Origin of the sequence: Paraburkholderia sediminicola (assembly GCF_046026895.1) — a bacterium.
Classification (GTDB): domain Bacteria; phylum Pseudomonadota; class Gammaproteobacteria; order Burkholderiales; family Burkholderiaceae; genus Paraburkholderia; species Paraburkholderia sediminicola_C.
Window position 1 is genome coordinate 1 of record NZ_JAQQEU010000123.1, and the last position, 13280, is coordinate 13280.

Sequence of the window (13280 nt, forward strand, 5' to 3'; positions counted from 1 at the left end):
CGGCCTGGCCGCGCTTTTTCATTCTCAGGACCCAACGCAAGGCCGGGCCGGCCATCCGCCACGGCGTCGTTAGAACACCATCCGGAACACCCAGTACAAACCCGCCGCCAACGCGATCGACACCGGCAGCGTCAACACCCACGCGAGCACCAGACTGCGCACGGTGCCCCATTGCAGGCCCGAGCCGTTGGCCGCCATCGTGCCGGCCACGCCCGAGGACAGCACGTGGGTCGTCGAGACCGGCAAGCCGTACATGTCAGCGGCGCCGATGGTCACCATCGCCACCACTTCGGCCGAGGCGCCCTGGCCGTAAGTCAGATGCTGCTTGCCGATTTTCTCGCCGACCGTCACGACGATGCGCTTCCATCCGACCATCGTCCCCAGACCCAGCGCAATCGCCACGGCCACCTTGACCCATGTCGGGATGAACTTGGTGGCGTGATCGGTTTGCGTCTTGAAGTTGGCGATAACCTTCGCGTGCTCCGGCAAGAACGCCGGTTGCTGCGCTTTCAGCATCAGGCGGATCGCTTCGGACGCGACGTACATGTTGTTGCGCACGTTATCGACGATGCTTTGCGGCACGCCGGCCATAGACCCGGACGCGCGGACCTGATTGCCGATCTGCGCGGTCAATTGCTGCAGCGCGGGTAACGTGGCCGGCGTCAACTGACGGGTGCGTACGAACGCTTCGACATCGGCGCGCGGATTCGCCGACGGCGCGGCGCCTTGCGTGTAGTGGGCGAGCGTCGCCGCGGTCTGCTGCGCGACCGCGACGAAGGTTTGCGTTTCCGCCGGCGTGACTGCCTTGTTCAGCGCATACGCGGTCGGTACCGTGCCGATCAGGATCAGCATGATGAGGCCCATGCCTTTCTGGCCGTCGTTCGAACCGTGCGCGAACGAGACGCCCGTGCAGGTCAGAATCAGCAGGCAGCGAATCCAGAACGGCGGCGGCTCCTTGCCTTTAGGCTCCGCGTACAACTCGGGGACCCGCACCACCGCTTTCAAGATCAGCAGCAGCAAAGCGGCCGCGAGAAAGCCGACCAGCGGCGAGAACAGCAAGGACTTGCCGACGCCGAGCGCCTGGTTCCAGTCGACGCCGCTCGTGCCATTGGTGCCATGCATCAGCTGGTTCATCAGGCCCACGCCGATGATCGAGCCGATCAGCGTGTGCGAACTGGACGATGGCAGTCCGAAATACCAGGTGCCGAGATTCCAGATGATCGCGGCGATCAGCAGCGCGAACACCATCGCGAAGCCGGCGCTGCTGCCCACCTGCAGAATCAGCTCGACCGGCAGCAATTGCAGAATGCCGAATGCAACCGCACCGCTCGAGGTGAGCACGCCCAGGAAATTCCACGCGCCGGACCAGACCACCGCGAGGTTGGGCGTCAGCGAGTGCGTGTAGATCACGGTGGCGACCGCGTTGGCGGTGTCGTGAAAGCCGTTGACGAACTCGAAACCGAGCGCGATCAGCAGCGCGACGCCGAGCAGCAGATAGGGCAGAACCGAGTTCTCGCGAACCGATTGCAAATCGTCCAACAGATGCACCGCGCAGTAGACTGCGCCGGCAACGATCACGGCGATAAAGACGAAGAGGCTGAGATTGCGCCCCTTGCTGCCTGCAGCACCGGGTTGCGGATACGAAAGTTCCGGCATGACGTGAGCCCCAGAGTTTCTCGCGGAACTTACGATCCTGCGGGGCCGGCGTGTCGAAATGATGACAGTGGCGTGACGCTCGGGCGCAACCCCGCTGCACGGGCTTCGGCCCCGCCGGACAGGCCGCGCGCGCCGATTCGCCGCGTGGCCGGAGGCGGATAAAGATAGTCGGGTATCCGAAAAGACCTCTATCGGCCGGGCGCTCACGAAGCGCCGATCACCTCGCCGCTGGCGCTGCCGCCGAGGCTGCGTTTGTACGCTTGCGCGACCATCGCGGCAGGGACGCCTTGCGACGGATCGCGGCCCATCGACTCCAGCGTTTCGGCAACCCAGCCGGGGCTGACCGCGTTGACGCGAGCCTTGCCGCGCAGTTCGAGGGCAGCCGAACGGACGAACGCTTCCACGCCCGCATTCACGATGCTCACGGCCGCGCTGCCCTCCATTGACTGTTGCGCGAGCACGCCGCTCGTCAACGTGAACGAGCCGCCTTGCGACACGTGAGCCGCGCCGCAGCGCACAAGATTGACCTGGCCCATCAACTTGTTGGCGAGACTGAATGCGAAGTCTTCGTCGGAGAGCGCGGCCAACGGTGCGAATTTCGCCGCACCTGCCGCGCAGATGACGGCGTCGAACGTGCCCGCCTGCTGGTACATCGACTCGATGCTGGGTTTGTCCGACAGGTCGACGTGCAGATCGGAGCCTTTACGGCTCGCGGTGACGATGTCGTGTTCGGCTGAGAGCAGCTTGACGACCTCGCCGCCGATCAGCCCCGTTGCACCGACGATAAGTATTCGCATATATCCTCCTGAGATAAGCCATGCGCGCTGGCAGCGAGTGTTATGACGCACGGACTCGCGCCTCGTCCCAGCGCGCCGGATCATAGGTTTAAAAATAGCCGCTCGCGGCGCGCCGTGCCATGCCGTGTAGCGACGGGGCGGGACGCAAACCGCCCGCTTGAACAACGCCCTTTGGTCACCAGCAAAAAACATGCATCGCGCTCTTTCGACGCGTGCCGGCCGGGAAACGCGTGCGCTTTTCCGTAAGGAAGGTCCCGTTTTTGCTACGCTTCAAAGGAGAATGGACAAGGGGATCAGTGATGAAGCGAGACAGCGACAAGGCGGACAGGCAGTCCGGCGCGAGCGAACCAGCCGGCGCCAGCAGCCAGGGGCAGTCGGCTCAAGCGGCTTTCGTATCGTATGCAGCGCCCCTCGTCGACCGGGCGATCGAACTCGCGCATGCGGTGCGCGACGACACGTCGCCCGAAGCGCTGCATCAGCTGCGCGTTTCGCTGCGGCGTTTGCGCTCGCTATGGTGGGCATTCGACCCGCTGCTCGAGCAGGCCGAGAACACCCGTCAACGCGCGCTGTTCAAGTACCTCGCGGCGGCCGCTGGCAAGACGCGCGACTGGGACATCCTGATCGAACTGCTGACGCAGGAGGACAGCGGCGCGCAAGCCATGGCGCCGAGGCTCTCCGAAGTGCGCGAAGGCGCATTCACGACCAGTCGCGAAACGCTCGCGAATGCCGATGTCAAACATCTGCTGCGCGACGCGCTGACCGGCACCGCGAAAGAATTGAATACCGCACATGAGCGCGTGCCGCTGCGCAAATTCGCCGCCCGGCGCGTGGACGCGGCGCAGCGCTCGTTGAAAAAACGCATGAAACGCGCGGGCCGCGCGAAGCGCTCCAACTACCCGGCCTTTCACGATGTCAGGAAAGCCGCCAAGAAGCTGCGTTATTTGCTCGATTTTTTCGAGCCGATTTTGAAGGGCGGCCGCAAGCGCACAATGAAGCGCCTGAAGCAGATTCAGAAACGCTTCGGTGCGCTGAACGATGTCGTTGCAAGCAGGGGCCTGCTAAGCGACCACACCGCGTTGCTGGCCGGTCTCGACACCAGGGCGGCGCTGGACTGGCTGGACAAAGAGCGCAAACGCCGCCTGCGCACAGCTGCTGGACTGCTGTGAAAATGATGATGCGCGCTACGTCCGCGGCGGTCGCCAGTGGAGGGCGGCGCGCTTGACGCGGGCTCACCGAGACGAAGCGAGGGCCACCGAAGAGGAGCCAACGAAGCCCGCGCGCCCGCGCTAACCGGCCGGCGTCGCGGATCACTTGCGAAGGAGGCGCTGAGCCCGTGGCACGTCACGCGCTTTCGCTGCGTCGTTGGTTGCGCAAGGTGTTGCGCGCGGCCGGGGCGGGGTGACGCGATACATGGGCAGCCATCCGCTGGTCGCCGGGATGGCCGGGACCGTGGTTCGCGGTGGTGCTGCCGGAGACGGCGGCCGAAGGCGCGCACGGCGTCGCGGAGAAAATCCGCCGCAAGGTGCAGGGCCAGCATGTGGTGCAGAGCGACGGAGAAAACATCGCGGTGACGGTGAGCATCGGCTGCGCGACCTGCGTGCCGGCCGAGGGCGAGAACGCGTTCGATTTGCTGGCCGCCGCCGACCGGCAGCTCTACGCGGCCAAGACGGGCGGGCGCAACAGTGGACGGCGCGTTCGATGGCGCAGGACTCGTCGACGTCAGCGCGAATGTGAACGTGAACGGGAGCACCGATCGCCGCACGGCAACAGCCGACGCGTGCCCCGCCGCCAGCCTCACGTGCCTGGACTGCTGCGTGGGGCGAATCCGCGCAGCGTGATCGCGCCACGCGCGTCGCCGCGTAACTGTGGCACGCGCTTGCCGCCCGGTTCTTCCGCCGACGCCAGCGGCTCGACCGGAAAGCCGCGCCGCTGCCATGCGTCGAGCCCGCCGTGCAAGGCGCGAATCCGCGTGTAGCCATTGTTGCGCATGCGCTGCGTGACTTCGCTGGCGGTCGCGCTGTCCGCGCAAATGCAGTAGATCACGCTGTCAAAGGCGCGCAGCGCGCTGTCCAACTGCTCGGGCGAGTGAGGATCGAGCGCCAGCGCGCCGGGAATGCGGCGCGCCGCGTCGAACGCGGGCCCGGCTGGCCGCGCGTCGAGCACCCTGGGCGGCGCAATGCGGCGCCTTGCGCGAGCGGCACGTTGCGCCGCCGCGTCCGCGAACTTGCGCTGCGCGCGGCGTCGCAGATGCAGACGGTACAGCAGGTAAATCAACCCCGTGCCCAACAGAATATCGACGACCGTGCCGCCGCGCGATTTGACGAACCCGAGCAGCATGTGCAGCTCGCGCTCCGCGGCGGCACCGCCGAGCAGCCAGAACGTGGCCCACGCAACCGCGCTCGTCAGATCCCAGATTGCGTAGATGCGGCTGTCGACGGCGGTGGTGCCCATCAGCGGCGGCGTGATGAGCCCGAGCCCGGGGACGAACTTCGAGACCGACACGAGCGGCACGCCAAAGCGCTCGAACAGCGAGCGCGCGGTCTCGACTTTCGAATCGACGGCGGGCGCCAGACGGCCTAGCGCGGCGAGCAGCTTGCTGCCGTAGAGGCGGCCGGCGGCGAACCAGGCGCCGTCGCCGATCATCGCGCCGAGGACCGCCGCGCCGAGGATCGGCCAGAAGGAGAGGGTGCCCGCCGCGATCGCGGAGCCCGCGAACAGCAGCATCGGCACCGCGGGAATTGGCACGCCGAGACGCGTCAACATGACGTTGACGAGCACGGCTGCGCCGCCCCAGGTTGAAACCGCCGAAGACGGAATTTCTACCAATTGAGGAGCTCCTTTCAATGCGGTCTGGCCCGCGTGTTTGGGGGTTGCCCGAGGTTCGTGCAAGGGCTGTTCCCGACGCGCGGACCGGCGGATCGATTGTCCGACCGGTGCTCCGTGTGCTCAGCATACCCGACGGATCGTGGGCCGGGATGGCGCACGGGGCGGCCGCATGAGCGCGCAGGCCGATTCGCGCGAGCGGTTGGTCGCGAGGCTTGCACGGCGGCGAGGTTGCCGCGCGGGTCCGGCCCGGACTGGGGGCGTTCGCGCGTGAACCTGGGACAGGCGGGGTGCGTGCTTCGAGCACCGGCGAGGGTCTGGACCGGCAGCCTTGTCCATCGATGCGAACGCGTCGCGCGCGGGCTTAGGTGCCCGTGAGGGCCGTGCCGGCTTGTGTGTGTGGGTAACCCGTGCGCCGCGGGGATCAGCGCCCTGCAAGCCCGGCCTGACGACGATCGCGCTCGCGCCGACCTGCGCGGCGCGAAGAGGCCACTAAAGCAGCAGCCGACGTGGTCGCGTGAGCGTGCTGCCCAAAGGAGCTGAATGAAACACCCGCATCCGGCCCGCCGCTCCACGCGGCTTTCGCTCAAGTATTCGCGACCGACACCGCCCCCGGGTTCCCAACGATCGACAAAAACTCCCTGCGCGTCGACGGATCGGTGCGGAACGTGCCCAGCATGCGCGACGTGACCATCGTCACGCCGGCCTTGTGCACGCCGCGCGTCGACATGCACTGGTGCGCGGCTTCGAGTATCACGCCGACGCCCTCCGGTTGCAGCACGTCGTTCAACGTGTCGGCGATCTGCACCGTCATCTTTTCCTGGATCTGCAGCCGCTTGGCGAAGGCATCGACGAGGCGTGCCAGCTTCGAGATGCCGACCACCCGATGCCCGGGCAGATACGCGACGTGCGCGCGCCCGATGATCGGCACCATGTGATGTTCGCAGTAGCTTTCGAAGCGGATGTCTTTCAGCACGATCATCTCGTCGTAGCCGTCCACTTCCGAGAAGGTGCGGGCGAGAATCTCGCGCGGGTCGACCTGATAGCCGGCGAAAAACTCCTCGTACGCGCGCACCACGCGCGCCGGCGTGTCGATCAGGCCTTCGCGCTGCGGATCGTCGCCGGCCCAGCGCAACAGCACGCGAACGGCGGCTTCAGCTTCATCGCGGCTCGGGCGTTGCGCGGCCGCTGCGGGTTTGGTTTTCTTTGCCTTGCTGCTGGTCATGCGTGGCTCCTCCGGGATCGCGCGTCGACCCTGTACGGAGCGCGCGGGTTCAATGAGTGCGGCCATTGTTCCATGTTTTGTGTTCAATCGTGTCGATGTCCCCTTTCGGAGTCGGGGCGCCGCCGTTGGGACTATCTTCGGGACTGCTTCAGGACCGCTCAGGATCCTTTTCGGGCAGCGCCTGCTCGCTTCACTTCGGCCACTCGTCCATCGCGTCGTTGAACAGTTCGGCGACCACGCCGCGCAGCCAGCTCAGGCGCGGATCGTTGTGAAACTTGCGATGCCAGTGCTGGCGCAGATCGAAGCGCGGCAACGCCAGCGGCGGTTCGACCAGCGTGATCGAGGCATGCTCCGACACATAGGCGAAGCCGATCGCGTGCGGCACCGTCGCGAGCAGATCGCTGCGCGCGAGAATGAACGGCAGGCTCATGAAGTGCGGCGTTTCGAGCACCGCGCGTCGCTTGATGCGTTTCTTTTCCAGGTATTGTTCGAGGACCTCCTGGCTGCGGCCCTCGGCACGCACCACCGCGTGACCTGCCGCCACGAACTGCGCGAGCGTGAGCGGCGCCCGGGACAGCGGATGCCCCGTGCGCATCAGGCAGATGAAACGGTGCGTGAAGAGCCGCTGCTGGAAGAAGTTGTTGCCCGCGAGGTCCGGGAAATAGCCGATCGCGAGGTCGACGTCGCCCGATTCGAGGCCGCGTTCCACCTGCGACGGCGACAGCGTCACCGAGCGCAGATTCGCGCTCGGCGCGCGTTCGGCGAAGAGCTGCAGAAGTCGCGGCAGGAACACGATCTCGCCGACATCGGACAGCGCGAGCGAGAAGGTATGGGTGCTGGTGGCCGGTTCGAAGTCCTGCACGTCGAGCATGCCTTTCTCGATGCGCAGAAGCGCGTCGCGGGCGGCGGGCAGGATCGCGAGCGCGCGCGGCGTGGGCTCCATGCCTTTGGACGTGCGCACGAACAGTGGATCGTTGAAGTATTCCCGCAGGCGGCCCAACGCGGTGCTCACGCGCGGCTGGCTCACGCCGAGCTGTTCGGCGGCGCGGCTGACGTTGCGGGTGTCTTCCATCGCCACCAGATAGGGGATCAGGTTCAGATCCAGTTGTGTCTCGGACATGCTTTTGGTTTGTCTGCGGCGCTGGGCAAGGCTGGGAGTGGATGGCTATTCGCCCATGGCATAGAGGGTAGTCGAGAAATCGCCCTTGGGGATAGTGGCTTTTTCTCCGGCGACTCGATCTGCGCCCTGGCGCAGCGGGCCCGCAGGTTGCCCGGGGTAGCTACCGCTCATGGATCGAACCCGTCATTTGCGCGGGCGAGGATCTATGCTTAAGGGGGATTTCCCTGCCTTGACAACCCGCCCGCAGGGCAACCATAATCGCCAAACGTTCGCTAAACGAATCCATGTTCATAGATCGAACAAATCGGCAGTGAACCCACCGAAGGCGCCAGCTTGCATCTCCACTGCGCGAGCCGCCGCCGCCCGCGTTGGCCCGGAGACCGTTCCGCGGCAGCGCGGCCGCCCCACGGCAGTCAGCTCCACGGCACGCAGCGCCCCAAAAGGAAATTCGACATGATCAACAAGATTTTCGAGTCACTTCAATCGGCGGTTGCCGATGTCCACGACGGCGCGACCGTCATGATCGGCGGCTTCGGCACGGCCGGCATGCCGTCCGAGCTGATCGACGCGCTCATCGAGCAGGGCGCGCGCGAGCTGACCATCGTCAACAACAACGCGGGCAACGGCGACATCGGCCTCGCGGCGCTGCTCAAAGCCAAGCGCGTGCGCAAGATCATCTGCTCGTTCCCGCGCCAGACCGACTCGTATGTGTTCGACGCGCTGTATCGCGCGGGAGAGATCGAACTCGAACTGGTGCCGCAAGGCAACCTCGCGGAACGCATCCGTGCGGCGGGCGCGGGCATCGGCGGTTTCTTCACGCCCACCGGTTACGGCACCAGGCTCGCCGAGGGTAAGGAAACCCGGCTGATCGACGGCAGGCATTACGTGCTGGAGTCGCCGCTGCATGCCGACTTCGCGCTCATCAAGGCGTATAAGGGCGATCGCTGGGGCAACCTCGTGTATCGCAAGACGGCCCGCAATTTCGGCCCGATCATGGCGAGCGCGGCGAAAACCGCGATCGTGCAGGTGTCGGAAGTGGTGCCGCTCGGCGCGCTCGATCCGGAAAACATCGTAACGCCCGGCATTTTCGTGCAGCGCGTGATTGCAGTGCCGCAAGCGGCACATGCCCCGACGCCCAATCCTCACGACGCTGCTGCCTGAACCGGAGACCGACATGAAAAAACTGACCCGCGATGAAATGGCCAAGCGCGTTGCGCTGGACATCCCCGAAGGCGCTTACGTGAACCTGGGCATCGGCGTGCCGACGCTGGTGGCCAACCACCTCGGCGCCGACAAGGAAATCTTCCTGCACAGCGAAAACGGCCTGCTCGGCATGGGCCCGGCGCCCGCCAAAGGCGAGGAAGACGACGAGCTGATCAACGCCGGCAAGCAGCACGTCACGCTGTTGACGGGCGGCGCTTTCTTCCATCACGCGGATTCGTTCGCGATGATGCGCGGCGGCCATCTGGACTTCTGCGTGCTCGGCGCGTTCCAGGTGTCGGCCAAGGGCGATCTGGCGAACTGGCACACCGGCGCGCCCGACGCGATTCCGGCGGTCGGCGGCGCGATGGATCTGGCGATCGGCGCGAAGCAGGTGTACGTGATGATGGAGCACCTGACCAAGCAGGGCGAAAGCAAGATCGCCGCCGAGTGCTCGTATCCGTTGACGGGCGTGGCTTGCGTCGACCGCATCTACACCGACCTCGCGATGATCGACGTGACCGAGCAGGGCCTCGTGGTGCGCGAGATCTTTTCGGACATCGACTTCGATGAACTGCTCAAGCTGACCGGCGTGCCGCTGATCGACGGTACGCAAGCGGCTCGCGCGGCCTGACGCGGTCCCGCGGTTCTTCCGGCTACGCAAGAGCGCATGAGGCGGCAGTCTCATTCGCTCTTGCATGACAAGCTCGGCGACAAGCCGGCCGCGTTTGGCGCACAATACGCCGCAACGCCGTGTGCGGTATTGCGTACTGGTGATGCGGCGGCAGGCGATGCTTTAGCGCTCCGGCGCTTGCGTCAGACGTATCGCATCCTGCCGCACCGCGCTCTGTACGCACGCAACCTTCACTCCCGATTCCCTCGAACATCGACGTCATCATGCTCGACTCCAGCGCCCGTCTGACCGGCCTTCTTTGCGGCACACAGCCGATGAACGACATCTGGGCGCCGCGTGCCACGCTGCAGCGGATGCTCGACGTGGAAGCCGCGCTCGCGCGCGCTTCGGCCGCACATCAGGTGATTCCGCAGTCCGCGGTGCCCGCGATCGAAGCGGCCTGCCAGGCCGATCAGCTCGACACCGACGCGCTCGCGCGCGACGCCGCGCTCGGCGGCAACCTCGCGATTCCGCTCGTCAAGCAGCTCACCGCGCGCGTCAAGGCGGCCGACGCCGAAGCGTCGAAATACGTGCATTGGGGCGCGACGAGCCAGGACATCATCGACACGGCGACGGTGCTCCAATTGCGCGACACTTTCGATCTGCTCGACGCGAGCCTGCAATCCACCTGCGACACCCTGGCGAAACTCGCGGCCAATCATCGCGCGACGCCGATGATCGGCCGTACCTGGTTGCAGCAGGCGCTGCCCATCACGCTCGGCCTGAAATTCGCGCAATGGCTCGACGCGCTGCTGCGTCATCGCGAGCGGCTCGATGCGCTGCGCGCTCGCGTGCTGGTGCTGCAATTCGGCGGCGCGGCGGGCACGCTCGCGAGCCTGCGCGAAGCCGCGCCGCAGGTCACCCAGTCGCTCGCGCAAGAACTCGGCCTCGCCGTGCCCACCTTGCCGTGGCACACGCAGCGCGACCGCATCGCTGAAACGGCGTCGCTGTTCGGCATGCTGATCGGCACGCTAGGCAAGATCGCGCGCGACATCTCGTTGCAGATGCAAACTGAAATCGACGAACTGGCCGAGCCCGCCGCGGCCGGCAAGGGCGGTTCATCGACAATGCCGCACAAGCGCAATCCGGTCGGCTGCGCTGCCGTGCTGACCGCCGCGACACGCGCGCCGGGGCTGGTCGCCACCGTGTTCGCCGGCATGGTGCAGGAGCACGAGCGCGCGCTCGGCGGCTGGCAGGCCGAGTGGGACGCGCTGCCGGACCTCGCGCGCCTCGCGGGCGGCGCACTCGCCAACATCGAACAGATCGCCGCCGGGCTGAACGTGAACGTGCCGCGCCTCGCCGCGAATCTCGACGTCACGCATGGCCTGATTCTCGGCGAAGCGGTGATGCTCGCGCTTGGCGACAGCATCGGCCGGCTCGACGCGCATCATCTCGTTGAGCGTGCGTCGAAAGCCGCGATCCGCGACGCGCAGACGCTCTTCGACGTGCTCGCCGCCGACCCGGCCGTCACCGCGCATCTTCCGCTCGAGCGCCTGAAGCAGCTGCTCGATCCCGCTCAATATGTCGGCCAGGCGCACGCTTATGTGGACGCCGCGCTGGCACTTCATACCACGCGCGCCCAGCGCGCCCATTCCAAGGAGTAACCGGCATGCCCTACGCCGCAGTCAACGGCACCGAGCTTCACTATCGGATCGACGGCGACCGTCACGGCCACGCACCGTGGATCGTGTTGTCGAATTCGCTCGGCAGCGATATGTCCATGTGGACGCCGCAAGTTGCGGCGCTGTCCGAACATTTCCGCGTGCTGCGCTACGACACGCGCGGTCATGGCCACTCGGAAGCGCCGAAGGGTCCGTACACGATCGAGCAGCTGACCGGCGACGTGCTCGGCCTGATGGATACGCTGAAGATCGCCCGCGCGAATTTTTGCGGGATCTCGATGGGCGGCCTGACCGGCGTCGCGCTGGCCGCGCGTCATGGCGAGCGTTTCGAACGCGTGGTGCTGTGCAATACGGCCGCGCGCATCGGTTCGCCGGAAGTGTGGGTGCCGCGCGCCGCGAAGGCGCGCAGCGAGGGCATGCTCGCGCTGGCCGACGCGGTTCTGCCGCGCTGGTTCACGGCTGACTACTTCGACCGCGAGCCGGTGGTGCTGGCGATGATTCGCGATGTCTTCGTGCACACCGACAAGGAAGGCTACGCATCGAATTGCGACGCGATCGACGCGACCGATCTGCGTCCTGAAACGGCCGGCATCAAGCTGCCGGCGCTGGTGATCAGCGGCACGCACGACCTGGCCGCTACGCCCGCGCAAGGCCGCGAACTCGCGCAGTCGATTCCGGGCGCGCGTTACGTCGAACTGGATGCTTCGCACATTTCCAACATCGAGAGGGCCGACGCTTTCACGAAGACCGTGCTCGATTTCCTGACGGAGACGAAATGAACGACGAAGACCGCTACGAGGCCGGGCTCGGTGTGCGTCGCGCGGTGCTGGGCAGCGCGCACGTCGACCGCTCGCTCGCGAACCGCACTGAGTTGACCGACGAGTTTCAGAACCTGATCACCCGCTATGCGTGGGGCGAAATCTGGACGCGTGACGGCCTGCCGCGTCATACGCGCAGCTTGCTGACCATCGCGATGATGGTCGCGCTCAATCGCAGTGAAGAACTCGCGCTGCACTTGCGCGCCGCAAAGAACAACGGCGTGACGCGCGAGCAGATCAAGGAAGTGCTGCTGCAAACGGCGATTTATTGCGGTGTGCCGGCGGCTAATTCGGCGTTTCACCTCGCGGACAAGCTGTTCCGCGAAGACGACGCGGCGGCGGCAGCGAAGCCGTAACGCTGGTCGTTTGTAGTCTTGCGATGAGAAACGCGCGCCGCTGATCGGCGCACATAACGATGGTCACCCCACCCTGCACGCGGGTAACGCGGCAGGGTGTTTTCTTTGGGAAACCATCACGCAAGATGTAATGCTGGTTGGAATCGATCGGGCAAGTATTCATTTCACCTTCACGGCGAGGATGGGCAAAGTAAGGCCGCGTTTCGCGAGAAGGAGAGCCGTAAGCAACTTGTCGAGTGCTGCGCTATGCTGCACGCCAGCACCGTGGCCATGGAGGCCCGTGCGAGCGCCCGCGACATGCCCGGCAAGGTGGTCATCTTTGCCTATCAGGCCAAACGTATGGCGCCCAAGGGCACACGCGCAATCGTGAAGAGCAACAAGAATGATTTCATGGACTCCCCGACGATCTGTGAGGCAGCGTCGCACCCGTCGATGCGCTTCGTCACGCCGAAGGCCGAATAGCAACAAAGGCTGTCAGCCCTGTATCGTATGCGCGAGCCGTTGATTCGTAATCGCGTGAAGAGCCTCGATCAAATACGCGGGTTCTAGCTCCTTGCTTTCCCTACCCCCACCATTGTCTATAGCTCCCGCAAGGACAATGCTATTTGCGGAAATTTCCACGTTTTCAGTTGAAATTTCGGCGCAATACGGGACTCTGCTCGGTTCAGACTATTACAAAGAATCTAATAAGTCTAACGAAGGAAAATATGAGCAGTTTCGTACCCGCAAGGCGGCGAGTCGGGTGGCTACGTCGCCTCTTTGTGCTTTCGGCATTGCTTGTCGTGGCCAACGCAGCCGACGCGGATGGTGGCGACTCGACATGTCTATCGCTATATCCGAAATCGGGAGCAGTACAAGGTACTTCGTCATGTCGCCTTACGGCTGCGTCCAATACTCCGGTTGGTATGGGAAGTTATTCATGCACCGCAAATCTCGACCTGATTACTCAATGGTGCAATTCGCCACCTGACGGAACACCTGAAGATAGTT

General features: G+C 65.2%; 11 protein-coding genes and 3 pseudogenes. 9 read left to right on the plus strand and 5 right to left on the minus strand.

The features are described from left to right. Window positions 1–69 precede the first annotated feature (69 nt). Window positions 70–1656 (minus strand): inorganic phosphate transporter, encoded by a 1587-nt coding sequence (locus tag PQR02_RS37840; protein ID WP_408242955.1) that lies wholly within the window; start codon window positions 1654–1656, stop codon window positions 70–72. A 203-nt stretch (window positions 1657–1859) separates the two neighbouring features. Further along, window positions 1860–2453 carry a short chain dehydrogenase gene (locus PQR02_RS37845; RefSeq protein WP_408242956.1) on the minus strand — a complete coding sequence of 198 codons (594 nt, stop codon included), beginning with the start codon at window positions 2451–2453 and terminating at the stop codon, window positions 1860–1862. A gap of 299 nt (window positions 2454–2752) precedes the next feature. Between PQR02_RS37845 and PQR02_RS37850 the strand changes: the two genes are divergently transcribed. Together PQR02_RS37850 and PQR02_RS37855 are read left to right on the plus strand one after the other, a co-directional pair. Continuing rightward, complete coding sequence (locus tag PQR02_RS37850; RefSeq protein WP_408242957.1) at window positions 2753–3619, plus strand: CHAD domain-containing protein; 867 nt, start codon at window positions 2753–2755, stop codon at window positions 3617–3619. A 296-nt stretch (window positions 3620–3915) separates the two neighbouring features. Beyond that, window positions 3916–4077: pseudogene (locus PQR02_RS37855) on the plus strand (diguanylate cyclase); the annotation flags it as partial. Between the two features lie 170 nt (window positions 4078–4247). Here the strand turns inward: PQR02_RS37855 and PQR02_RS37860 are convergent. From PQR02_RS37860 to PQR02_RS37870, 3 genes are all read right to left on the minus strand, one after another. Then, window positions 4248–5279: a VTT domain-containing protein gene (locus PQR02_RS37860; protein WP_408242958.1), complete on the minus strand. Its 1032-nt coding sequence runs from the start codon at window positions 5277–5279 to the stop codon at window positions 4248–4250. A gap of 583 nt (window positions 5280–5862) precedes the next feature. Then, window positions 5863–6501, minus strand: coding sequence for a GTP cyclohydrolase I FolE (folE, locus tag PQR02_RS37865; RefSeq protein ID WP_408242959.1), 639 nt, complete (start codon window positions 6499–6501; stop codon window positions 5863–5865). Window positions 6502–6691: 190 nt separating this feature from the next. Continuing rightward, window positions 6692–7621: a LysR family transcriptional regulator gene (locus PQR02_RS37870; protein WP_408242960.1), complete on the minus strand. Its 930-nt coding sequence runs from the start codon at window positions 7619–7621 to the stop codon at window positions 6692–6694. Window positions 7622–8074: 453 nt separating this feature from the next. Here PQR02_RS37870 and PQR02_RS37875 point away from each other — a divergent pair, with 453 nt between their 5' ends. The 7 genes and pseudogenes from PQR02_RS37875 to PQR02_RS37905 form a co-directional block, all read left to right on the plus strand. After that, window positions 8075–8782, plus strand: coding sequence for a 3-oxoacid CoA-transferase subunit A (locus PQR02_RS37875; RefSeq protein WP_408242961.1), 708 nt, complete (start codon window positions 8075–8077; stop codon window positions 8780–8782). A 13-nt stretch (window positions 8783–8795) separates the two neighbouring features. After that, complete coding sequence (locus PQR02_RS37880) at window positions 8796–9455, plus strand: 3-oxoacid CoA-transferase subunit B (RefSeq protein ID WP_408242962.1); 660 nt, start codon at window positions 8796–8798, stop codon at window positions 9453–9455. Window positions 9456–9718: 263 nt separating this feature from the next. Continuing rightward, window positions 9719–11098 carry a 3-carboxy-cis,cis-muconate cycloisomerase gene (locus tag PQR02_RS37885; RefSeq protein WP_408242963.1) on the plus strand — a complete coding sequence of 460 codons (1380 nt, stop codon included), beginning with the start codon at window positions 9719–9721 and terminating at the stop codon, window positions 11096–11098. 5 nt (window positions 11099–11103) lie between these two features. Then, window positions 11104–11895: a 3-oxoadipate enol-lactonase gene (pcaD, locus tag PQR02_RS37890; protein ID WP_408242964.1), complete on the plus strand. Its 792-nt coding sequence runs from the start codon at window positions 11104–11106 to the stop codon at window positions 11893–11895. Continuing rightward, a complete protein-coding gene (pcaC, locus tag PQR02_RS37895) occupies window positions 11892–12290 on the plus strand; it encodes a 4-carboxymuconolactone decarboxylase (RefSeq protein ID WP_175148014.1) in 399 nt (132 codons plus the stop codon). The genes pcaD and pcaC overlap by 4 nt, the downstream gene beginning before the upstream one ends. 130 nt (window positions 12291–12420) lie before the next feature. After that, window positions 12421–12585 (plus strand): annotated as a pseudogene (locus PQR02_RS37900) (IS110 family transposase); the annotation flags it as partial. A 62-nt stretch (window positions 12586–12647) separates the two neighbouring features. Continuing rightward, window positions 12648–12836 (plus strand): annotated as a pseudogene (locus tag PQR02_RS37905) (IS110 family transposase); the annotation flags it as partial. Window positions 12837–13280 lie beyond the last annotated feature (444 nt).